The sequence below is a fragment of the Erysipelothrix larvae genome, assembly GCF_001545095.1.
GTDB lineage: Bacteria > Bacillota_I > Bacilli_A > Erysipelotrichales > Erysipelotrichaceae > Erysipelothrix > Erysipelothrix larvae.
In genome coordinates this window covers 483,035-504,642 of the sequence record NZ_CP013213.1, presented here as the reverse complement: position 1 = coordinate 504,642, position 21,608 = coordinate 483,035, and the positions used below count along the sequence as shown (strand labels likewise).

19 protein-coding genes, 1 tRNA gene and 1 pseudogene are annotated in these 21,608 nt (G+C 38.5%); 4 read left to right on the top strand and 17 right to left on the bottom strand.

Annotation, left to right across the window (positions count from 1 at the left end; translation table 11 throughout):
* Positions 1-420, top strand: coding sequence for a Cna B-type domain-containing protein (locus AOC36_RS02310; RefSeq protein ID WP_078055049.1), 420 nt, complete (start codon positions 1-3; stop codon positions 418-420).
* Between the two features lie 178 nt (positions 421-598).
* The gene (locus AOC36_RS02305; protein ID WP_067630855.1) at positions 599-1,882 is read left to right on the top strand and encodes an AAA family ATPase; all 1,284 of its coding nucleotides are present in this window, start codon (positions 599-601) and stop codon (positions 1,880-1,882) included.
* Positions 1,883-2,097: 215 nt separating this feature from the next.
* Here the strand turns inward: AOC36_RS02305 and AOC36_RS02300 are convergent, their stop codons facing one another.
* The 16 genes and pseudogenes from AOC36_RS02300 to AOC36_RS02220 all read right to left on the bottom strand — a co-directional run.
* The gene (locus AOC36_RS02300; protein ID WP_067630851.1) at positions 2,098-2,559 is read right to left on the bottom strand and encodes a hypothetical protein; all 462 of its coding nucleotides are present in this window, start codon (positions 2,557-2,559) and stop codon (positions 2,098-2,100) included.
* A gap of 343 nt (positions 2,560-2,902) precedes the next feature.
* On the bottom strand, positions 2,903-3,376 hold the full coding sequence (locus AOC36_RS02295; RefSeq protein ID WP_198401192.1) for a pyridoxamine 5'-phosphate oxidase family protein: 474 nt from the start codon (positions 3,374-3,376) through the stop codon (positions 2,903-2,905).
* A gap of 11 nt (positions 3,377-3,387) precedes the next feature.
* Entirely contained in the window at positions 3,388-3,855 is a 468-nt protein-coding gene (locus tag AOC36_RS02290; RefSeq protein WP_067630846.1) for a VOC family protein, read from the bottom strand.
* A gap of 355 nt (positions 3,856-4,210) precedes the next feature.
* Positions 4,211-5,086 carry a DUF5011/hyalin repeat domain-containing protein gene (locus tag AOC36_RS02285; RefSeq protein WP_067630841.1) on the bottom strand — a complete coding sequence of 292 codons (876 nt, stop codon included), beginning with the start codon at positions 5,084-5,086 and terminating at the stop codon, positions 4,211-4,213.
* Positions 5,087-5,396: 310 nt separating this feature from the next.
* On the bottom strand, positions 5,397-5,954 hold the full coding sequence (locus AOC36_RS02280) for a hypothetical protein (RefSeq protein ID WP_067630836.1): 558 nt from the start codon (positions 5,952-5,954) through the stop codon (positions 5,397-5,399).
* 783 nt (positions 5,955-6,737) lie between these two features.
* Positions 6,738-6,814 (bottom strand) — tRNA-Arg (locus tag AOC36_RS02270).
* A 51-nt stretch (positions 6,815-6,865) separates the two neighbouring features.
* Positions 6,866-7,744 (bottom strand): L-serine ammonia-lyase, iron-sulfur-dependent, subunit alpha, encoded by an 879-nt coding sequence (gene sdaAA / locus AOC36_RS02265; protein WP_067630827.1) that lies wholly within the window; start codon positions 7,742-7,744, stop codon positions 6,866-6,868.
* A complete protein-coding gene (gene sdaAB, locus AOC36_RS02260) occupies positions 7,731-8,420 on the bottom strand; it encodes an L-serine ammonia-lyase, iron-sulfur-dependent subunit beta (RefSeq protein ID WP_067630823.1) in 690 nt (229 codons plus the stop codon). The genes sdaAA and sdaAB overlap by 14 nt, the downstream gene beginning before the upstream one ends.
* The gene (locus AOC36_RS02255; RefSeq protein ID WP_067630820.1) at positions 8,421-9,272 is read right to left on the bottom strand and encodes a hypothetical protein; all 852 of its coding nucleotides are present in this window, start codon (positions 9,270-9,272) and stop codon (positions 8,421-8,423) included.
* A 13-nt stretch (positions 9,273-9,285) separates the two neighbouring features.
* Positions 9,286-10,695, bottom strand: coding sequence for an SLC13 family permease (locus AOC36_RS02250; protein ID WP_067630816.1), 1,410 nt, complete (start codon positions 10,693-10,695; stop codon positions 9,286-9,288).
* Positions 10,696-10,779: 84 nt separating this feature from the next.
* Complete coding sequence (locus AOC36_RS02245) at positions 10,780-12,270, bottom strand: D-alanyl-D-alanine carboxypeptidase family protein (RefSeq protein WP_067630812.1); 1,491 nt, start codon at positions 12,268-12,270, stop codon at positions 10,780-10,782.
* A gap of 52 nt (positions 12,271-12,322) precedes the next feature.
* Positions 12,323-13,264, bottom strand: coding sequence for a metal ABC transporter substrate-binding protein (locus AOC36_RS02240; protein ID WP_067630809.1), 942 nt, complete (start codon positions 13,262-13,264; stop codon positions 12,323-12,325).
* An 80-nt stretch (positions 13,265-13,344) separates the two neighbouring features.
* A complete protein-coding gene (locus tag AOC36_RS02235; RefSeq protein ID WP_067630806.1) occupies positions 13,345-13,596 on the bottom strand; it encodes a metal-sensing transcriptional repressor in 252 nt (83 codons plus the stop codon).
* Positions 13,593-15,254 (bottom strand): FAD-dependent oxidoreductase, encoded by a 1,662-nt coding sequence (locus AOC36_RS02230; RefSeq protein ID WP_067630803.1) that lies wholly within the window; start codon positions 15,252-15,254, stop codon positions 13,593-13,595. The genes AOC36_RS02235 and AOC36_RS02230 overlap by 4 nt, the downstream gene beginning before the upstream one ends.
* Before the next feature lie 103 nt (positions 15,255-15,357).
* Positions 15,358-17,139: an ABC transporter ATP-binding protein gene (locus AOC36_RS02225; protein WP_067630799.1), complete on the bottom strand. Its 1,782-nt coding sequence runs from the start codon at positions 17,137-17,139 to the stop codon at positions 15,358-15,360.
* Positions 17,132-17,806: pseudogene (locus AOC36_RS02220) on the bottom strand (ABC transporter ATP-binding protein); the annotation flags it as partial. The gene AOC36_RS02225 and the pseudogene AOC36_RS02220, both read right to left, overlap by 8 nt.
* Positions 17,807-18,400: 594 nt before the next feature.
* Between AOC36_RS02220 and AOC36_RS02215 the strand changes: the two are divergent.
* On the top strand, positions 18,401-18,871 hold the full coding sequence (locus AOC36_RS02215) for a DUF6431 domain-containing protein (RefSeq protein WP_067629969.1): 471 nt from the start codon (positions 18,401-18,403) through the stop codon (positions 18,869-18,871).
* Between the two features lie 133 nt (positions 18,872-19,004).
* Positions 19,005-20,480 (top strand): ISL3 family transposase, encoded by a 1,476-nt coding sequence (locus AOC36_RS02210; RefSeq protein ID WP_067629964.1) that lies wholly within the window; start codon positions 19,005-19,007, stop codon positions 20,478-20,480.
* Positions 20,481-20,630: 150 nt separating this feature from the next.
* On the opposite strand, the gene AOC36_RS02205 is transcribed toward AOC36_RS02210, so the two are convergent.
* Positions 20,631-21,371 carry an ABC transporter permease gene (locus AOC36_RS02205; RefSeq protein WP_067630793.1) on the bottom strand — a complete coding sequence of 247 codons (741 nt, stop codon included), beginning with the start codon at positions 21,369-21,371 and terminating at the stop codon, positions 20,631-20,633.
* Positions 21,372-21,608: the final 237 nt, after the last annotated feature.

Below are 21,608 nucleotides of genomic sequence, written 5' to 3'. Positions count from 1 at the left end.
ATCACCGTTTCAAAAGTATGGATTGACAATAACAATGCGCTTGGACTTCGAACACCTGTACGCATTGAACTATACCAAAATGGACACCCAACACAACAGACACTCGTATTGGACGACTCAAATCAATGGACATCATCCTTTGATAACTTACCGGTTTATGAGCATGGTGTTGAAATTGAGTACACAATCCAAGAGCAGGCTGTATCTGGATATCGCACACACATTACCGGTGAGTCAAAGACGGGTTATATTGTGTCCAATGTACTCATACCTCAAGAACCAATCAAACCCTTTGTGCCAAAACCACAGACAGTAATTCCTGGACTTGGAATAAGCACTAACAGTTTGGACTTAATCTTTATTGGTTTAGGTCTTGTTCTTATTGTCATATCTATCAGACACAAACGTCGGATTAAATAATCCTTAGCCGCTTGCACGATTGGTGCAAACGGCTTTTTGATGCGTACCCTGAATCCAAACGCACTTTTTATAATGTTAAAACGCGCACAAACTCTTATAATCATATTCGTTGCTATGCGATACGAATTTGCTATACTCAAGGTATCAAAATTATTGATACACAAAAAGGAGGTGCGTTATGTTTTCAAAACTATACACTGAAAACTTCAGAAATCTAAGTAATGAAGAGATTTCGTTCAGAACTCGACGTGGTTCATTAAAACAAGCCGCTTTCTTTTTCGGTGACAACGGTGTTGGGAAAACATCCATCATCTATGCCCTTGGATTTCTAAAATGCACCACGGATGCTTTTTTGTATAATTTCCGTATTCACCAATCAAACAGCACTGTCCAACCCTTTAATCTAAGACAACACGCGCAACAACACACCCGTCTTGGTGCTAAAGGGGCTTTAAAAATACACTATGAACTCATCATTGATAAAGAATTATATATTTATACACTTGAGTTTACTCCAGAAGGAACCCTTGAAAAAGAAGTCCTCTTTAGGAAAGTCCGTGGCAATTTCCACGTGCTTTTTTCTTATACCGGGCATGCGTTATACCTTTGTGATCAAGAATTCTCAAAATCCATGGAACCTTGGCTCAGACGTCAATTCAACGAACACATCCAAAACTATACCTTCCTATCACTCATTTACTATGGGTATCGCGAAGACATTATTCACCCTAAAAATCACCTTTGTGAATTTCTGAAACGTTTGGGTCGTTATCACCTTCAACATGAATCGTTCAATCATCAAGACCACTTTAATATCGTTGAGAATCAAAGCGTCTATGCAACCCATGGCATCAGTCCTTCTGAATTTGAATTATTTCAAAACGCTGGGGGTGTTCTTGTAACTCAAGTTGCGAAAGTGTTATATCCAAACATTGATCATGTGCGTTATAAATATGAAAAACAAAAAGATGGTAAATTAGCGTATCAACTGATGACCTATATCAAAGTTGGTGATCAAGTTCAATTAGCACAAAACCACCAACTTCCAAAAAGCTACTTTAGTTTTCTTGAGTTTTGTTTTGCCCTACTCGACTTGCTTGTAGGCAATGCAGTTGTTTATGATGATATGGATGCTTTATTCAGCTCAGAAACACTCAAGTATTTCATCAAAAACATCACTCAAAAAACATCAGCACAAGTAATGATGACCTTTAATACTCCAGAGCTCTTAAATTATATTGATCCAATTTTCGCTTATATATTCATTGAAAACAATGGCTTAGTCTCCATACGGTGTATTGATGATATAGAAATCATCCGCGACTCCCACAATATCCTAAAACGCTATGAAAGTGGTCAATACAACCACTATGTTCCCATTAACGAAAGTGGGCGTTCTTATAAATTATTAATGTGGTTTGATCAATATGTCACTTCATTTAAGAAAAAAATTGGCCAATAACTCCTCATGTTTTTTATCAGTAGCGAGTATAAAAAATGATCAAAGGCACTTTGATCATATTGGTTTCAAGGGTTCCTTGAGTCTTATTTGGAAAACCAGTCCCTAAACACGTTTTTAATCTCTATTTTTATACAAACACTTCCCTGACTGCTCAATTATTATCGATATACTTTGACGTGTTTCACACTCTGAAATTTGTCTGTATTGACTTTATTCTACAGTTTTATCTTATTGATATCATCTGTTATAATCCAATCATCCATATTGTTTTCTCTGTTATACTTAAATGGCTCAATCTCTTGCAACAGAGATATTTCATAAACAGCCAAAAATCGCTTTCCGGCCCATCTTTTATATTGGTCTTTTGAAAGATTTAATTCTTGTTCATAAATCTTTATAAAAGCAATCGATTCATCGGGGGTCATTTTTTCACTCTCAATTACTTTTGAAATGATACCTTTATGAGTAACCATCATGTCTCCTCCAGTTTCAACAAAATAAATGACATCATTGACTTTAGCTCTACCACCTAATGGGCACTTTCGACCTGCTGCACCACGAATAATCATGGTCTTATCCTTATGAACTAATTTCTCTAACTCTTTTGCTTTTGCATTCAAATATACTAAATGCTGGGCAATCCCTTCTTTTCCCTCATACCACTCAGCTTTACGCATGCTTTTTATCCTCCACAACGTTTTAGTTTTGTTAATTGTATCACACGAAGAAAGCTCGGTTCAATCTGTAGTTTGATTTAGATTGAATCGTAACGTATATGATGATGCATTTATGGTATAAATGGTGAGATGCCATAACCAACTGAAGCAAAAAACACGCATCACATGAAATGTTATACGGAACCGTGTTTTGGTCTAATATGATACTGAAACAGTCCACGTTAATCAACTTTGAATCGCTTCGATCGTAACACCATTATGTGGAGTCAATAAATCCAAATACTCTTGGCATTAAGTCGCAATTTCTTCTATAAATCTTATAAAAGAAGCATCCAATAAGCTGCTATACTACCGTCTTATTGATAAAGTCAATTTCAGTGCGAGTCCCTTCATGCGCATCATACCAAAGTCCTTTTGTCAGTGTGACTTTCATGATGCAACAGTTCTCGTCTGCTTCATTATTTGCGACATAATACCACTCAGCGAATATCTGACGCAATTTCTCAATAATCACTTCATTTTGTGGATTCAAAACCCACCCTAAATTCTCAGCCTTGCCATTTGCGGTAAAATTCTCAACAATAACGCAGATTGCAACTTCTGGGTTTTCAGCAATCTCAAGCATTTTATTTGATTTCGCATGTGTAACAATATATAGCGCACCCTCTTCATAATAAGCATCTACAAGACGTGCAGCAGGAATGCACGCGCCGTTGGGACCTTTATTTTGTGAGATTGTAGACAGTGCAAAGAGCCCATCTTTGTTTCCAATTTGTTCATCCAACCGCTTCATTGCTTCTTCATATGTATTCAACATCGTTTTCTCCCTTAACCTTTCAAAAACCGTTCAACGATGCCTTTTTTCATCATCGTTTTCTCTACGATCGCATCCACACTCAATCCTTCTTGAGCGTAGCGCTTCACCATTTCTTTCAATGCTTCACCGACTTCAATAATATGTTTGTCCGGATCATAAAACCGCACAACTTTCTGTCCCCAAGGCATCATGGATTCGTTTCCTATAAATGCTACCTTTAGATCTTTGGCTCGACTAACAAAACCATCGAAATCTTCTGTTTCATAATATACCTCCATAACATTTCCTTGATATTGAAAGAAAGATTCATCACACCCTGTAAACTGCATCCATGATGCTTCTGTTTGTACAGAAACGCCTCCTGTAAAGGTTACATTCTCTATAAAATCTGAAATGACCCGTAATCCTAAAACCTCTGTGTAAAAACACTTTGATGCTTCAATATCTTTCACCACAAGCATTGTTCCTTTATATTTCATGTTGCCTCCGTTCTATGTTTAGTTTGCTAGACTTGTACCATCTTAGGGATCACCATCGTGAAATAGACCCCTTGCATTTCCTTATAATCTATGTATTCTTATCCCCCTATTAATACCTTCCTCCTGTCCGATTATTATCTAAACCCCACCGAGTACTCCCAATCATCAATCTGCATATCATTTGAATGTACTCGCGTTCCAAGCCACCTCCAAAAAAAGTGCAACCGCAACTGTCATGATTGCTTTTTGCACTTTCATCATAAAGTATGACACGGTGTTCATGTCAACATATTCTTGGTATCGATTGGAGCGTTATCCTTTGTGTGAAGAGAAATCGGATTAAGAATCATTATTCCTAATCTCTATATTCAAATTCGATTGTAAATTTCGTATTACCACATGAGCTAATCCAAGTATATGAACTTGCAGTACGCCAATTGGTTGTAATGTACTCATCACCATAAGCAATTGCCTCTTCTTCGCTGTCAAATACTTTCCCACTGTTCCAAATAAGCGGCTTGCATGTGCTTTCTGTATTGGCTGAGGATTTGGTATTGCTTGTGGATGGTTTATTTTGTTCAGTCGGTGTTTCCGCTTGAACAACTTCTTTATCTTTCACAACAATTTGAAATTCTTTTTCTGAACTATTTCCATTAATATCAGTTGCAGTTGCTTTTACGCCATATGTTCCCACTTTGTTGACATCAACATCTCCAGAGAATAACACTTCAAGATCACCGTCAATTGGATCTGTAGCTTTAATGTTCGATTTGTAATCAAGTGAATCGCCACCTGTGATTTCATAATCTGTCACTCCATCAAACACAGGAAATTGTGTGTCTTTAACTTCATAAGTTAATTCACGTGTATTACTTGAGTCCATGTATGATAATGAGAAGATGATGACTTGTTCACCCATTCCAGTAAATCGAGCGGTTGAATCATCACTCAGTGATAGATCATAATTCACAACCTCAACAGTCACGTCATCCTGATTTTTAATTTCAATTAAATCAGACACCAGGTATTCTTGACCGTATTCGAGGTCTGTTTGAAGTTGAATGATCTCAACAGACTTTAGTAGATCTGATTGCCTCGCTCGTTCACGCGCAATATTTTGTAGATTTACAACATGTATTCCAAATACCACAGCTACTGCTATAAATCCCACACCAACAGAACCAATAATTTTATTCTTGGTAGGTCTAAACCATTGTTTTAATTTGATCATTTTTGTAATCCCCGCTTTATTTTAGTATATCAATAAATGCGGATGTCGCATCAATACTTTTCTAAAACATGCAAAAGGCAACCAGTATTGTATCATAGATAAGGTTTTGATAAACTTCGATGTGTAATGACCATGCAATGCTCAAACCCTTATTATAGAAGTGGTCCATCCATAGTAATGCGATGCATCACCATAATAAAACGCTTCTTGTTCTGAAATTTTGATTAATTTCGATACATGAAGCGTTATTTTTTATAATTTTGGTTGATACCCTACGTAAAAACCAATAATCGGTTGCTGTATGATCATTTTAATTCAAAAGTGAATTGACGATTGATAAAACTTCTTGAACTACTTCATTATCTATCGGTTTATCCTTTTCGAAGTGGGCATTGCTAAATATATGGATTCTAATGGTGTGATTGTCTTGAGTATCGTTTAATTCGATTGAAATCTTCCCACTTTCAATATCCCCTTCGATTGCATTTCCATAGATGATTGAAATGTCAAAGTTCTCTTTGGTTAATGTTTCTGTATCAACAACTTCATGGATTAAAGTGTCTGATAATTTTAAAAAACGTCCAGTGTTTGAGGCTTCGAGTTCATAGAAGTACAAGGTATCATTCAGCGAATTTCTCCCTGCAACTTTATTTTCAATGGGATTAAAAAATACAAAATTTTTAATGGTTGACGCTTCACAGTTGTTGTCTAGCGCTTCGACGTTAACGCCGTAATCTTGTTTGAACGCTGTACACGGGTAAGAGTCTATATACCGAAATCTTGGATAAACAGTTTCCTTTATTGTGATAAACAGTGCAAAAAATACAAAAACTATAGCGATTATTATGACACTTTTCTTTCGGTTCACATCCAATTCTCCTATTTTCTATACAAACCTACAACTTCTCTACCTTTATGATGCCATTATCTGTACCTCCATGAGTTATTGCTCAATAATAACGGGTCCTTGATCCGTTATCTTGATACCGATATGCACGAACCCAATGGTTGTCATTATCGGAGTGGTTAAGTTTAAGAGTTCCCACCATCACTGGATAACCCTTATTAATCATTCTTTTCGAGACTATAAAAGGTGGAAAAGCGCCATTCATTGCATCAAAAGAAGTAGAATTCTTTTGAGTCCAATATTGTAAACCAGTATTAAGGTAAATCGGTCGGTTACCATTTCTTCCCGTGTCAATATATGGAAATAGAGACTTGATCAAAGTTCCTTGTGTTGAACTATTTCTTGTCCTCATAGAATTTGAGAATCATACCATCGTCTACATAGTCATCCCTGTATGTAAGCATAATTGCTGTAGAAATAGTACCACTTATACCACGTACTGGATAATATAATCTTCGATATAGATTCTAAAAAAAGTCTCATCAGGCTTAACAGATATATTTTGAGCACCAAACAAGGATAAACTCGATGCAATGACAATTAGTGTTATAAAACTATGGATGAAATATCATGTTCCCCCTTTATTATCACGAATATAGTATCACACACACAAACAATGCAAGCGCTTACTGTTCCTTTGCCTCGAGTCATGATTTCGATATTGTTTTCGCGCTCCCACACCTCATGATGTGAAACATACAAAAACCCTTCTCTGTTAATAGACAAGGGTTTGATAAACTCTCATGGTACACCCGGCGGGAATCGAACCCACAACCTTTTGAACCGGAATCAAATGCGCTATCCTATTGCGCCACGGGTGCATGATTGCATGAATTATAATACCATAATTCATGCTTTTTTACTAGATTAATCTATAAACCTTCGCGGTTTCCACCAAAGATTTCTTCAGTATATTTTAGACCACTGGGTGTTGTCGCAAGTCCCCCTTGGCCTGTTTCTTTTAATGATGCATCCATTTGTTGTCCCACACGATACATTGTTTCAATAACCTCATCAGGGTCAATCTTACTTTTGATTCCTGCAAGGGCCATATCTGCACTGACAAGTGCGAGTGATGCACCCAAGGCATTTCGTTTAACACACGGTACTTCGACTAATCCTGCAACCGGATCACATACAAGCCCCAATAAGTTCTTAATGGTGATTGCAAGCGCATGCGCTGCCATTTCTGGTGTCCCTCCGCGATAACATACACACGCTGCACTGGCCATAGCACTGGCACTTCCAATCTCAGCCTGACATCCACCCATTGCACCACTGATTGATGCATTGTTTGCGATGATATAACCAAAGATTGCGGATACAAAGAGAAAATCAAGTTGTTCTTTTTCACTCATATTAAATCGTTCATGAAGCGATGTAAGAACACCCGGTACGACTCCAGCACTTCCTGCAGTGGGTGTTGCGCAAATGAGTCCCATTGCTGCATTGACTTCATTGGTTGCAATCGCATTTTGAACTGCATTTAAGATTGTGGTATCACACAGTGTATCCTTTGTATTGATGTATTCATGTAATTTTTTTGCATCCATACCTGTAAGTCCTGTTTTAGAACGCACACCATTCACACCCTGATCTACAGTTCTCTTCATCGTATCCAGTTGGTATTTCATCTTATTTAAGACCTGTTCTTTTGTCATGCCACTGTTTTGAACTTCATAATCAATGGCACATTCTGCCAAGGATTCATAGTCTTTAGCAGCTTCTATCAATGCTTTAATCGAATCCATGATCGTCTCCTTGTACATAAATAATGTGTTTCATATGTTCACATCGCAACAACAAGTTCACATCAAAGTCATCTGGTACCTGATCTACTTCGATGACCATCGATGCATCTTTTCCTCGTTGTTTACGCCAAAGCTTCATCGATGCAATGTTGATATTGTATTCATTCAATAACACCGACACCTTCGCAATTACCCCTGGTACATCCTTATGATAGGTAACAATGGTACTCACCCCATTTTGAATCACAAGATCATAATCGTCGATTTGGGTAATTTGGGCATTGCCTCCTCCAATAGAAACACCAGTTACTGACATCTTCTTATTCCCTTTACGCATGACAAAGCGCGCAGTGTTGGGATGTTCTACCTTATCTGCAAGGGGAATAAACTTATAGTCAATTCCTTTTTCATTTGCCAAGAGCATTGCATCTTGAATGCGTTCATCATCCGGGCTCATTCCCAAAAGTCCTCCTAAAAGCGCGAGGTTTGTTCCATGTCCCTTGTATGTTTCCGCAAATGATTCAAACAAATAGATATTGACTGAATCGGGGAGTTCTTTAAAAATATGGCGGGCCATATTTCCAATACGCACTGCGCCTGCAGTATGCGAACTGCTTGGACCAATCATCACGGGTCCGATAATATCAAATAATGACTTAAATTGCTTATCTGCCATCTAATTCCTCACTTTCTCATATTCACCTTTTGCATCGTGGACAAAACGTGTTGTATTCCCTTCATGAATTACCTGTGTAAATGCTTCTCTTGCTTGTTTATTATGGCCTAACCGTGCATATGCAAGTCCTTTGTAATAATTAATACGTACGGATTCAAGTGGGGTACACTCATCTTCTTGCAGTAACTCAAGTACCTTTAAGACTTCATTAAATTTTAGACGCACAACCATCGTTTGAACATCAAGCCATTTGCGCTGATGATCGATAGATGCTCGAATCGCATTGGTTTTTGCTTTAGCATATGCTTTATCCAGTTTCTTTGTTATGATGGCTTCAAAACTATCGACATTCTGTCTTTTTTCACCATAACTCTTAATTCTAAAAAGCGCTGATTCGATATTCAAAGAATCACCCATAACATCTTCAAATTTATTCACAAACTCTTGAATCTCTCGATCACTGCTTGCATACATCATTGCACGCAGTTTCGCATGGAGATAGGCAGGGGTAACCATCCGTTTATCAAAGCGTCCAAAGCCATCAAGAATTGAAAGATAGGTTTGGGGGTCTTTGAGTTCATCTACAATAAAGTCAAGTTCTGCAAGGGCCTTTCGTAATTTAAAGTCGTTGTAATATGTAAAAAGCGCTGCTGCACCTACTAAAAGTACAAGATACAATCCAAAGGTCACATACGGATTTTGAAGCACTTTAAACCGCTCAAGCTCACTCAGTGCATTGAGTAAAAAGATGCCGCCGACCAGTAACAGGATTGCAAGTCCCCACGACACTGCTTTTATGTTTGTGCGTTTATACCGAAATACTTTTAGCGCATTTTCAATGCGTTCATTCATAAAATCAACTCCTTTAAAGTATGAATTCTGCGAAAGGGTACCCAATAAAGATTGTTAACAGGGCGATTACAATCGTAATCACAACACCAAACTTTAAGATTTCTTTGGGATTGGTCCACCCTGAACTTCCAATAACCGCAACATAAGGCATGGATGCAGGGGTAGATGATCCAATCGAAGCCATGAGTCCTATTACCATCACAATTGCTTTCGCATCCAATTGCGTGCTGACAAGGGCAATGGGTACTGCCACTGCACTAACCACTTGTGCAGTTACCATGTGTGATGAAATACTGGATTGAAATAATGCCCATATCACAAAGACCGCAATAAATCCAAGGCGTGGCCAATGGGATATCATTGGCCCTACGCTACTTTGTAAGGCATTAATAATACCAATATCACTGTGTGTTAACGCTGCTCCCAGTGCTAAGGTTGCACCTGCCATTAACAAACTAATCCAAGGAACACCTTTAGATAAGGCATCTGTAATCTTTAACAAGGGTTTCTTATTGATATGAATCATGCTCATTAAGCTTACACCCAGTAATGGGGGAAATGCGGTTCCAAAACTGTTTAATTTCACAGTCCAAGGGGTTGTAATGATACTTGGAATAATCCATAAGAGTACTATCACACTAAAGATTGCGATGATCGCTTTATCTTTGGCTTCCATCGGTTGGGTTGTGTGATGGGGCAAATGGGATATATCCACTGCATCAAATTTAAACATGCGTGATAGTCCAAACACAATGACACCATAAAGGATGATTCCAAAAGGAATTGCAAAGGTCATATACTGAGCATAATCAATCGCCGTCCCAGCAATGGATTCATACACACTCATTGCCAAGACAGGGAAAACATGTCCAATAGGTGTCATGCCTGAAGAAAGGCTGACAATAAAGACTAAACCAATCATTAAGGCTGCCCCAAATGGACTGCCTTTTTTCACATTCAATACATTTAATATTTCTTCAAAGATCGGATATACAATGAAAAACAAAACAGTTGGAGATACAAAAAGTCCAACCAATAAGACCGAACCCAACAATAATGTCATTAAGGTACGGGGGCCTTTTCGTGCAATGTTTAAGTCCATCGTCTTATAGGCAATGTTTTTCATAATCGGTGTTGTTCCTAAAGCATAGGTGCTCATGAAGGTAAACAACAAGAATCCAAATACTGAATTTCCAAACGCACTCATTAATACTGAATTAAATCCAAGGGTTGGAATTAATCCCAATATTAACAATACAAAAACCGATGGCCATTCAATCCCTTGTGTGATCCACAAGATTAAAGAAGCACCAAAGATTCCCACAACCCACATCGCATCTTGAGAAAGGCCCTCAAGATTCAAAAAGAGTCCACAACTTATTAGAAACAAAAACGCAATACCAGTCCAAACCAACTTCTTCATGTAATTACCTCACTTCAACGTATTTATTATGACAAATGATGCGGGTCTTTGCAATGAAAGGGTGAAAAGGGATTGCGAAAATTGTTATTTAATGTATTGATTGATGAGATACATTGTATCAGTGACAGCACTCAAGCCTAAACCATCTTGATTGCTTTGATTCACGACAATGAAATAGACGGCTTCATCAACAATGACCACAGACGCCAATGAGCGTGCGGATTCATCTGTAAATCCAGACTTTGACGCAACAACAAGGTCATCACCCATCATGTTTAGCATGGAGAGTGAACTTGATTCAAAGACATCATGACGACCATTCACATACGGTTGGTCTGTAACATAAACTTTTGATGACATGATCAATCGATAGGCATCATTTTGCCATGCACTTTTTAATAACGTCACGAGGTCTTTCATGCTTGTATAGTGATTGTTGTCGTGAAGTCCTGTCGCATTCGCAAAGTGCGTACGCGTCATTCCTAATTCACTTGCGATCTCATTCATCTTATTCACCAGGCCATCACTTGAACCCGTTAAGGCTTCAGAAAGTGCCAATGCTGCATCGGCTCCTGAAGGAAGCATTATGCCATAAAAGAGATCACGAATTGAGACAACATCATTGCCCCAAATGCCTGCATTTGACGCATCTGAAGCATGAATATAGTCAATCGTTGTTGGTACTGTATATACCGTATCCAACGTAACGACTTCTTTGTTGTTCCATGCAGGTGTAATGTTTGACTCCAAAATGGAGAGGGCTGCATACACCGTCATCATCTTGGTCATTGATGCTGGATAAATCTTACTATCGTACCCCGATTCATGGATTACCGAATCATTGGTGACATCATAGACTGTACTATATTTCGCAGTGAAATCATTGATTAAGGCGAGTTTTTCTTCCTCTGAGAGTGAAGATACTGATTTCATCCCTCCATCTGTAATCGTCACATCAAAGTGTTTACTTGAACTTAAACCATTTGAGTCCGTAGCATGTGCACTAAAAGCATAGCTGCGATTATAAACAAGTTGACGTACCGCTAAGCTGAACTCTTCTGCGGTAAGCTTTCGGGTTTCTTTCATATCATCAAATGAATACGTCAGTGTTAATGGACCATCTACTGGATCGGATGCACTCACCGTCTCTAAAAGGGTTGTGAGTTCAAAAGGATTTGCATCACTAAAATCAATCGACGTCACATCTGATACGATCACAGGTGCTTGTGTGTCCTTGACAGAAAACTGAAAGTTAACGGTCTTTGTATTGCCTTTAAATGTTGCGACAATTGACCCCTCAAATGTCGGTGTTTCTTCAGTAGAAATCGCCGATGTATCCATCGAAACAACTTCAACACTGTCAAAACGGGATTTGTCTTGATTCACAATTGAAGCAATTGCATCTTCAAAGCGATCCCCATACTCAACAATTTTTTCCTCATTAAATCGAACCTTCGGTTGTTGGCTTTGGTAAAAGGTAAAGCCTACTAAAAGAAAAAGAACACCAATCATCACGATCTTTGGCCCTTTTTTCAGTCTGTATCGAACCCCCCGCGGTCTTTTTACTGCTTCCATATTAAACTCCTTAAAAAAGAGGATATTCTCAAATATCCTCTTATATCATACATCATTTCATGGCTAATAGTAAGTTCTCAATGTTCGATTTCATGATATTTACATAATTCATGGTGTCGCCTTCACTGACTGATTCAAGCGTGTTCACCAACAGTACATCAACATGCACTTCGTTCACAAGCGTATCAATCACTTTTTGACTGCTTGTTGTTTCCATGAGAATGGTTTGAATGTCATGTTCTTGAATAATATCGATAATTGATGTTAGTTGTGTTGCAGATGGCTCAGTATCCGGAATGATGCCTGAAATGGATTCAATGGTAAACCCATAGCGCTGTGCCATATAGCTAAACGCACTGTGGTTCATGACAACCATCGGATTGCTGACAGTTTTCATCCCTTCAACCATCATCGTATCAAGGTTCAAAAGGTCTTCTTTCAATGCTTCAAAGCGTGTCGTATACCCTTCTTTGTTGTCTGGGTCTACTTCTACAAGCGCATTAAGAATTGCTTCAGCTTGAGCGATTGCATTGATTGGATCAAGCCAAATATGTGGATCTGTATCACCATGATCGTGATCATGATCATGGTCGTGGTCATGGTCGTGGTCTTCTTCTTCATGGTCATGATCGTGATCATCTGTATGAATAAGATTCACAGCTTCTGATGTGTTCACAACCACAATGGATTCAGACTCTATGGACTCAAGGGTTTTATCCACCCATGATTCCATACCTGCGCCATTATAGACAAAAATATCTGCTTGTTCAAGTGTTAAGCGGTCTTGAATACTTGGTTCAAAATCATGTGCAGATGCACCCGATCCCATCATGTTCACAACCGTAACTTCATCACCTGCGATGGTGCGTGTTAAATCATAAATTGGGAAGAATGTCGTTACAACACTCAGTTGATTTTCTTTATCAGCTGCTGTCCCACACCCAACTAATAAGAGTCCTGCCAAAACAATGGCACTTAGTTTCTTTATATTCATAGTTCCTCCGTATTTGCAAATCGTTTGCAAATACAATTTACAGCGAATTCATCGAAAAGTCAAGGCTCTGTACTATAAATTCATCGACTGCGTATAAAAAGTGCAAGTTCTGATTCGAGATCTTTAAGCTCTATATTATACGTTTCTTCAATGGAATCCACCAAATTCTGAGTTGTGATAAGTGCGATGATCTTGTCAACACTTGCGCGTACTGCAGACAATTGCGTTACAATGTCCTCACAGTCACGTTGGTCTTCCATCATCTTCAAAATCCCATTCATTTGGCCACTCACTTTTTTGAGACGGGTTTGGATGTGTGTGTCACATTTCATAAGGATCCATCCATCACAATGCGATCGGGTCTTATGAGTCGATACAAGCCAAAGGACCCATCCATATTCATAACATTAAACCCTGCATCTCTTAAGATACACTCTGCATTATAGCTTCGCGCTGAAGACTGACAGTATACGATGATGCATTGATCTTTAGGGAATGTGTGAAGGTGAGTTCTTAGTGCATCCAAAGGACAATGATGTGAACCGATGATATACCCTAACTCAGCGCGTTCTTCATCATTTCTGACATCCAGAAGATACGCCCCTTCTTGTTGGAGGGTTTCAAGTGCATTCCAGTGAATGCGATGGGTTGTTTTATCAAGGATGTTCTCTGCGACATACCCTGCCATATTCACGATATCCTTCGCACTTCCAAAAGGGGGTGCATAAGCGAGTTCCAGATCTTGAAGTTCATTGACTTTCATGTTTGCTTTGATGGCTGTCGCAATCACATCAATCCGTTTATCCACACCCTTCTCCCCAATCGCTTGTGCGCCGAGTATAAGATGGGTTTTTGGATCAAAAAGGACCTTTAATAGAATCGGTGTTGCACCTGGGAAATACCCTGCATGATCATTTGCACTCAAATGAAAGACTTCATAGGCTTGCCCTTCCAGTTGTTTTTCATTCAGTCCAGTTGATGCTGCACTCAGGTTAAACAAACGAAGAATTGAGGTGCCTAAGGTCAACGTACGTTCTTTTGATTTTCCACTTAAAATATCCGCAAGGTGTCTTCCTTGCCGGTTTGCTGGGGATGCAAGGGGAATCAGGGCATCTTTTTTACTGGAAAACTGTTGTGTAATACACGCATCTCCCAAGGCATAAACGGAATCAAGGTTGGTTTGATAACGATGATCCACCACGATTCCCTCACGCATGCCACAGATAATCCCTGATTGTTTCGCAAACTGAGTATCTGGAACAACACCCACACAACTCAGCACGAGATCGGCTTGTAACCGTGTCCCATCATCTAAAACACAGGATGATGCATCCATGGACACAACACTGTGATTAATATAAACCTTAACCCCCTGTGCAATCAGGGTCTGATGTAAAGCTTGCGCCATTTCCACATCAAGGGGTGGCAGCACTTGTGAACTTTTTTCAACAACACTTACCGTGAGTCCTTTTCGAACTAAGTTTTCTACGATTTCTAGACCAATAAATCCCGCCCCCATAACAACAGCATGCTTCAAATGATTGGATTGAAGTGAGTCGACAATGCGATCCACATCTTCAACATTACGCAGTGTAAATAATGCAGGATGGGTTTCACTGCCGCTAATTTTTAAATCAAAGGGTTTAGCACCCGGTGATAAAACACACATATCGTAGGGAATATCAAGTGGCTTTCCGTGATGCATACAGTGGATTACTTTCTTTTTTGAATCAAGCGATACAACCTCATGCTCAGTCTTAAGGTCAAGCTTAAACCGATTGATTAACACATCTTGATCCACAACAAATAAATCTTCCCGACTTGGGATTTCCTGAGATATATAATATGGTAAGCCACAATTTGCATACGATACATACGGACCCCGTTCAAGAATTATGATTGAGTCCTTTTGATTTAAACGACGATATCGGGTTGCGAAACTCATGCCACCCGCTGATCCACCTACAACTACAACGCGTTTTTGATTCATACTTTACCTCCACAGCGTTCACCTTAAGTATACCCCTGGGGGTATAGTGTTTCAAGGATTCGTCAATGGAAAAAATCGATACCCATCCTTTTATCACACTGATTTAAACAACATCCTCTTCTTTTTCTTCAATCACAACACGATCTTGGGTTTCAAATTGACTGGCATACAAGGAAAAGTAAGCCCCTTTTTGGCGCATTAAATCATCATGATCACCAGTTTCCGCAATCTCCCCTTTTTGAATCACAAGGATTTCATCTGCATTACGAATGGTAGAAAGTCGATGGGCAATGATAAAACAAGTGCGTCCCTTCATCACTTCTTGCATTGCGTTTTGAATCATCAGTTCTGTTTGCGTGTCCACATTTGAGGTTGCTTCATCAAGAATTAAGATGCTGGCTTTTGATAGAAATACACGTGCGATGGATAACAACTGTTTTTGCCCTTCTGAAATAATGAGTGCATCATCTTGGATCCATGTTTGATATCCATCTGGCAAGGACTCAATATAGTCGTGGATGTTTGATTTCTTACACGCCTCAATCACTGCATCCATATCACAGTCCCCTACACCATAGGTTAAGTTTTCATAAATAGACCCACAAAATACCCATGAGTCTTGAAGTACGATGCCCATTGACCGTCTTAAACTTTCCCGTGCAATGTCCTTAGTATTGATTCCATTAATGGTAATGGTTCCTGCATTGATTTCATAAAAACGCATGAGAATGTTAATGATGGTCGTTTTACCTGACCCTGTTGGACCCACAATTGCGATTTGTTGTGTTGGTTTTACATCCAATGTTAAATCTTTTAAGACTGGACGATCTTTTACGTACTCGAAGTTCACATGATCAAAGTGAACCCCCAAAGGGACATCCTTTGGTAGGTGAACTGCTGTATCTGAATCAATGATTTCTTCAGGTTCATCTAAAAGTGCAAAAATCCGTTCTGCTGCAGACATTGCTGATTGGAGTTCACTGACTAAACTTGATATTTCATTTAAAGGTCCCGAGAATCTTCGTGAATATAAAACAAATGACGAGATGTTCCCGATTGTTAATGCATTTCTAAGATATAAAAGCGCACCAAAGGCACTAATCAATGACAGCGAAATGTTATTCACAAAACTTACCGTAGGTCCCATGATACTGCCTTGATAGTCTGCTTGATAATAGGCTTCACCAGCCACTTCATTATGATTCGAAAATGTCTTGAAGAAGTAAGCTTCTTGTCCATAAGACTTGATGGTTTTATGGCCTCTTAGGATATCTTCAGCATAACCATTCAACTGGCCCAACTGAATCGACCGCTTGGTAAATAGTGGTTTCACTTTCTTCATCCGGTATCGTGCAAAAAAGGACATAAAAATGATGGTTCCAAAAGGTATCAGTGAAAGGGGCATGGAAATTGCCACCATCATTCCCACTGAAACCACAACCGTAACACTTCCCGATAAGATCGTGACAAGGTCACTGCTTAGGGATGTATTGATGGTATCAATATCATAGGATATGCGGGAAATAATGTCCCCAGTTTGATGGGTATCGAAGTAGTGAATGCGCATTTTCTCAAGATGTGAGAACACGTCTTTACGCATCGAATATGCTACCTTTTGCGAGATTCGAAGCAAAATATTTTGCGATACGTAGGAGGCGATAAACGATACACAATAGATAAAGACCATGAGTCCTACATAGGTATAAAGCTGATCAAAATCAACACCGCCGTGTGGATTTCGCATGGTGTCAATGGATAGCCCAATCAGTTTTGGCCCCAATAAGGATAAGACATCACCAATCAGCGTCAATGACAGGGCAAAGATAAACCACCATTTTGAATGCATGAGATAGCGTGATAGGTTTTTAAGTGTGCGTTTAGTCATCAATCATGCCTCCCATCTGTGTATCATAGATTTCATTGTATAAATCACAGCGTTTAAGGAGTGTTTCATGGGTTCCAACATCTAAAATTCTTCCATCTTTCATCACAAGGATTGTGTCAGCGTTGAGAATACTCGCAATCCGTTGTGCCACCATCACCTTGGTAACACCACGATACTGTGTTTTGAGTGCGTTTCTGAGTTTCGCATCGGTTTGATAATCCAACGCGCTGCTTGAATCATCCAGGATTAAGATATCCGGGGAACTCACTAAAGCACGACTGATTAGAATCCGTTGTCGTTGACCACCCGATACATTGGTTCCTTTACTTGCGATGGGTGCTTCAAGACCTTTGGGTAATCGACTGACAAATTCACTGGCTTGAGCATTTTTCATTGCTTCTAAAATGGCTGCATCATCAAAGGATCGACCAAAACGAATATTCTCGCCCAAAGTCGATTGAAATACAAAATCATGTTGATGAACCAGACCAAACAATTGATTATACTGTGCATCATAGGTTTGGATATCATGACCATACACTGAGATTGTCCCTTTTTGTGGTTTATAAAGCCTCAGCAACAATTGAATCAACGTAGACTTCCCTGATCCAGTGGGTCCAATGATACCAAGGGTTTCTCCTTTATTTATGGTAAACGATATATCGGCGACATTATCCTTATTTCCTAAATATGAGAAAGAGACAGCATCAAACTCAATTGCAGGTTGTAATCGATCATAGGTGTCGAAATCTCCATGCGTTTCTTCATAGGGTGTGTCAATCACTTCCAAGATCCGTCTTGAACTTGCAAGTCCTTTTGAAAACATTACAAAAATCCGACTCACCGCCATCATGGCATTTGAAATAATGGTAAAATAGCTGGCGAATGCGATAATTTTTCCCGCTTCACTGTATCCACTGCTGACACGATAGGCACCGACCAAAATCACAAGCACCATCCCTAAGTTCATAAATAGGGATATTAAACTTTACTTGGGGTTTTCACTCGCAACACTATTTCTTGGGGTGAGGTAATCTTGCTCTAGCCTCTGTCTTTAAAGAAGTTTGGGGATTTCTGTTGTAAACTGATTATCTTAGACCAGCAGAATAAAAAATCACTTTACTTTATGCACAATTAAGTGCTGTATTAAAGTGATTTTTTTTGTATTATTAGTTTAACGAGGTTAATAAAATGGTAGAAACCCCAAGTTTCCAGACCTAAGTTTCTACCAATCCAATACCTCCTATAAAGGAGTAAGAATATGATAACAGTTTTCTCAAACACATTCAATAATAAACAGTTTTCTCAAAAGGAATATTACAAATTTCTCAATTCAATTAATCCAAAAACAATACCTTGTCCGTGCTGTTCAAAAACAGATACACTGATTCGTTATGGATACTATCCGAAAACCATAATTACTGGGCGATTAACCATTGTCGTAGAAATCGCACGTTTCTTTTGTAATCAATGTAAGAGAACTCATGCAATAATACCAAGTAACTTACTTCCCTATTTTCAACTGTCTGTACCCACAATTGAAATAATATTAACCCATGAACTTGATAGCACGCTTTTAACTGATATTGATGAATCAACATATATTCGGATAAAAATACGTTTTAACGATTATGAATCGGTGAGACATTTAAGTTATTTGGAACGATTGAATTACTTCATATTATCCACAAAACGGAATATCTATCATTCCGCCATTACTTCACCAACATGAGAAAAATAGTTTTAACTCCTCAGATTGAATATAATGAAGATGGTTATTTAAATAACAGACAATCATTTTTATATTTAGGAGCAAGATACATAATGAAACCTTATCAAAATAGTCAAAGAGAGGCAGGGTTTCTATGAACGCTAATGCCACTCTTTTAAGTAACGAAAAAATTCTTGAATTATTTAACTTAGAACACCATCAAGTCCAGAAGATTGATATCAAAGGTCAAAGTGACGCATTGAATGTGTACATTACGCTTCAGGTAGAGGAACAAACATGCCCAATTTGTGAAAGCAAAACATCCACAATCAAAGATTATTCTGAAAAGAAGCTTCTCCACTCACTGGTAACACATATACCCTGTTACATTCGTTACCGTGCACGACGTTATAAATGCACAACGTGTAATAAATGCTTTTTTGAACACAATCCATTTGCGTATCGAAATATGAAGATTACTCAGCTGACCGTATATAATGTCCTGAATGATCTTAAATCGCCACATGAAACGTTTACCACAGTTGCCAATAGATATCGGTTATCTCCCACTACAGTATCATCTATTTTCGATTCCCACGTTTCTGTCTCCAGACAAAAACTACCCGCTTATCTGCTTATTGATGAATGTTATGCGTACCACAGTGATCGCAGTGATTATGTATGCGTTCTTATTGATGCAATGACAAAGAATATCGTAGATATATTACCGTCCCGTAAGAAACAAGACTTAGTCGCGTATTTTAGCCAAATCCCCCTTGAAGAACGCAAAGGAGTCTTAGGTATTGGAATCGACATGTGGTATAGCTATAGAGTCGTCGCAAAACAATTCCTTCCAAACGCGTTTATCAGTGTTGATCGTTTTCATGTTTATAGTGATTTAATGAAACGTATCGACTCTATTAGGGTAGACACTATGAAGAAACTAAAACCTCCTAAGAACTGGAAGCAAACAGAAGATAAAGTCAAAAGACAAGAATATTATAAGCGTGACCAGCAATACTATCTGCTTAAAAAGTTCAACTGGTTACTCTATAAAAACCCCAAAGCAACAACCACAGTTAAAGATAAGAAATACAATATATTTGATCCAAATGTACCGAAACAACGCAATAAGAAATTGGGAAAGTTTCTAAACCTTTACGACATAATAGACCTAATTCTTCAAACGAGCAATGGCCTTGAAGATGCATATAACATGAAGTTCTTACTCGATCAATTCTTCAATGAATCAAAAGCTGAGAATGCACACGAGAATCTGAACACACTCATCAGAGTGATGGCTCAGAGTAGAGTTGCATCAATCGTTGATTTTAGCCGAACTTTAGGAAAGTGGAAAAATGAAATTGTCGCAACTTTCAATAAAGTAGAAAAATGCACAAAGGTCACAAATAAGAAAACAGGAGAAACCCATTATGAAGTTTCCATAACACACATAAACAGTGCGTTGATTGAGAATCGAAATCGCATAATCAAGCAAATAAAAAACAATGCAAGTGGCTATCGTAATTGGGAGCGGTTTAGGAATCGTGTGTTGTATGTGCTTAATGAAGACGCAACATATCGAATTAACCCAATAATTAAAACAACCTATGACAAAGGACTCTCTTAAGAAATGACTCATTATTGATATACTATAACAAAAAGAGGGAAGCTATAGTCATGTGCGACTACGCTTCCCTTTGGTCTTTAACAAACTTGTTTGGGGTAACTTACTCCCCAAGTTATTTTATATCATTTTCTGAATTATCCCCAAGTTATTTCAGACCGCCATAAATAGATTCATCAAGGGATTAATCAATGCCATTTTGGTTCCAACATAGGTTTCAGTTGATACAAGACCATCATTCACCCCTTCAAATTTCATTTCCTCATGTTCATGTTGAACAAAGGCTTTAATAATACGCATCCCTTGAATATTTTCGCGAACAACACCGATTAAGTGGTCTTGTTTTTCTTGCACTTGGCGGTATAAGGGAATGCTTTTTTTGGCTCTAAAATAGGTTAAAATTGAGATAAATGGAAGCATAGAGACCATGACAAGGGCCAGGACTGGTTCCATTGCAAAGGAAATGATGATTCCACCTAATAAAAGAATGGGTCCACGAATCCCCATACGTTGTGTCATACCCAGCATACGGTGTACATTATAAGTATCTGTGGTAACGCGTGTTTCCAAGGATGAAATCCCAATGTTATCAATTTGATGTGAAGTCAATGTGAGTGCACGTTGAAACAAGTCATCGCGCATCTCAACAATGATCTCTTTCGATATTTTACTCGCACGTCGATTGGCGTATACATTCATGCGGTATGCAATAAAGGCAAGAATCACCATGCCCAATCCATAAATCATCACCTTTTGAATGTCACGTGTTGGAATGATTTCGTCAATAATGAGGGCCAGTGTATAGGGTAAAAGCAGTTCGATGAATGATCCAACTGCTTTTATTGTAATCCCAAATGCCATTTGACGCGTAAATGGTTTTATATATTCTTTCATATTACCCCTTAACTCCCCACAAAAAAAAGATCAAGCGATGAGCGGTGAAATACCCTATAAATGATTGCGTGTAAAAAAAATATGCACCTTAATTGTTGCATACTTACAAAGAAAAATAAAGATTTTATATCATTTGCATTCATTTTTTTTTGCATGCGAAAAAAAATTAAGTTTTGTAATAATTTTTGAACTGGATTCATTTTTCACTATGTTGATTAATGATGGATTAGAAAGACC

What these genes read in the sequence shown, in the direction of transcription:
- AOC36_RS02305 (WP_067630855.1), top strand. Translation starts at nt 599, where the DNA reads ATGTTTTCAAAACTATACACTGAAAACTTCAGAAATCTAAGTAATGAA.
- AOC36_RS02300 (WP_067630851.1), bottom strand. Translation starts at nt 2,559, where the DNA reads ATGCGTAAAGCTGAGTGGTATGAGGGAAAAGAAGGGATTGCCCAGCAT.
- AOC36_RS02295 (WP_198401192.1), bottom strand. Translation starts at nt 3,376, where the DNA reads ATGTTGAATACATATGAAGAAGCAATGAAGCGGTTGGATGAACAAATT.
- AOC36_RS02290 (WP_067630846.1), bottom strand. Translation starts at nt 3,855, where the DNA reads ATGAAATATAAAGGAACAATGCTTGTGGTGAAAGATATTGAAGCATCA.
- AOC36_RS02285 (WP_067630841.1), bottom strand. Translation starts at nt 5,086, where the DNA reads ATGATCAAATTAAAACAATGGTTTAGACCTACCAAGAATAAAATTATT.
- sdaAA (WP_067630827.1), bottom strand. Translation starts at nt 7,744, where the DNA reads ATGGATTCGATTAAAGCATTGATAGAAGCTGCTAAAGACTATGAATCC.
- sdaAB (WP_067630823.1), bottom strand. Translation starts at nt 8,420, where the DNA reads ATGGCAGATAAGCAATTTAAGTCATTATTTGATATTATCGGACCCGTG.
- AOC36_RS02255 (WP_067630820.1), bottom strand. Translation starts at nt 9,272, where the DNA reads ATGAATGAACGCATTGAAAATGCGCTAAAAGTATTTCGGTATAAACGC.
- AOC36_RS02250 (WP_067630816.1), bottom strand. Translation starts at nt 10,695, where the DNA reads ATGAAGAAGTTGGTTTGGACTGGTATTGCGTTTTTGTTTCTAATAAGT.
- AOC36_RS02245 (WP_067630812.1), bottom strand. Translation starts at nt 12,270, where the DNA reads ATGGAAGCAGTAAAAAGACCGCGGGGGGTTCGATACAGACTGAAAAAA.
- AOC36_RS02240 (WP_067630809.1), bottom strand. Translation starts at nt 13,264, where the DNA reads ATGAATATAAAGAAACTAAGTGCCATTGTTTTGGCAGGACTCTTATTA.
- AOC36_RS02235 (WP_067630806.1), bottom strand. Translation starts at nt 13,596, where the DNA reads ATGAAATGTGACACACACATCCAAACCCGTCTCAAAAAAGTGAGTGGC.
- AOC36_RS02230 (WP_067630803.1), bottom strand. Translation starts at nt 15,254, where the DNA reads ATGAATCAAAAACGCGTTGTAGTTGTAGGTGGATCAGCGGGTGGCATG.
- AOC36_RS02225 (WP_067630799.1), bottom strand. Translation starts at nt 17,139, where the DNA reads ATGACTAAACGCACACTTAAAAACCTATCACGCTATCTCATGCATTCA.
- AOC36_RS02215 (WP_067629969.1), top strand. Translation starts at nt 18,401, where the DNA reads ATGATAACAGTTTTCTCAAACACATTCAATAATAAACAGTTTTCTCAA.
- AOC36_RS02210 (WP_067629964.1), top strand. Translation starts at nt 19,005, where the DNA reads ATGAACGCTAATGCCACTCTTTTAAGTAACGAAAAAATTCTTGAATTA.
- AOC36_RS02205 (WP_067630793.1), bottom strand. Translation starts at nt 21,371, where the DNA reads ATGAAAGAATATATAAAACCATTTACGCGTCAAATGGCATTTGGGATT.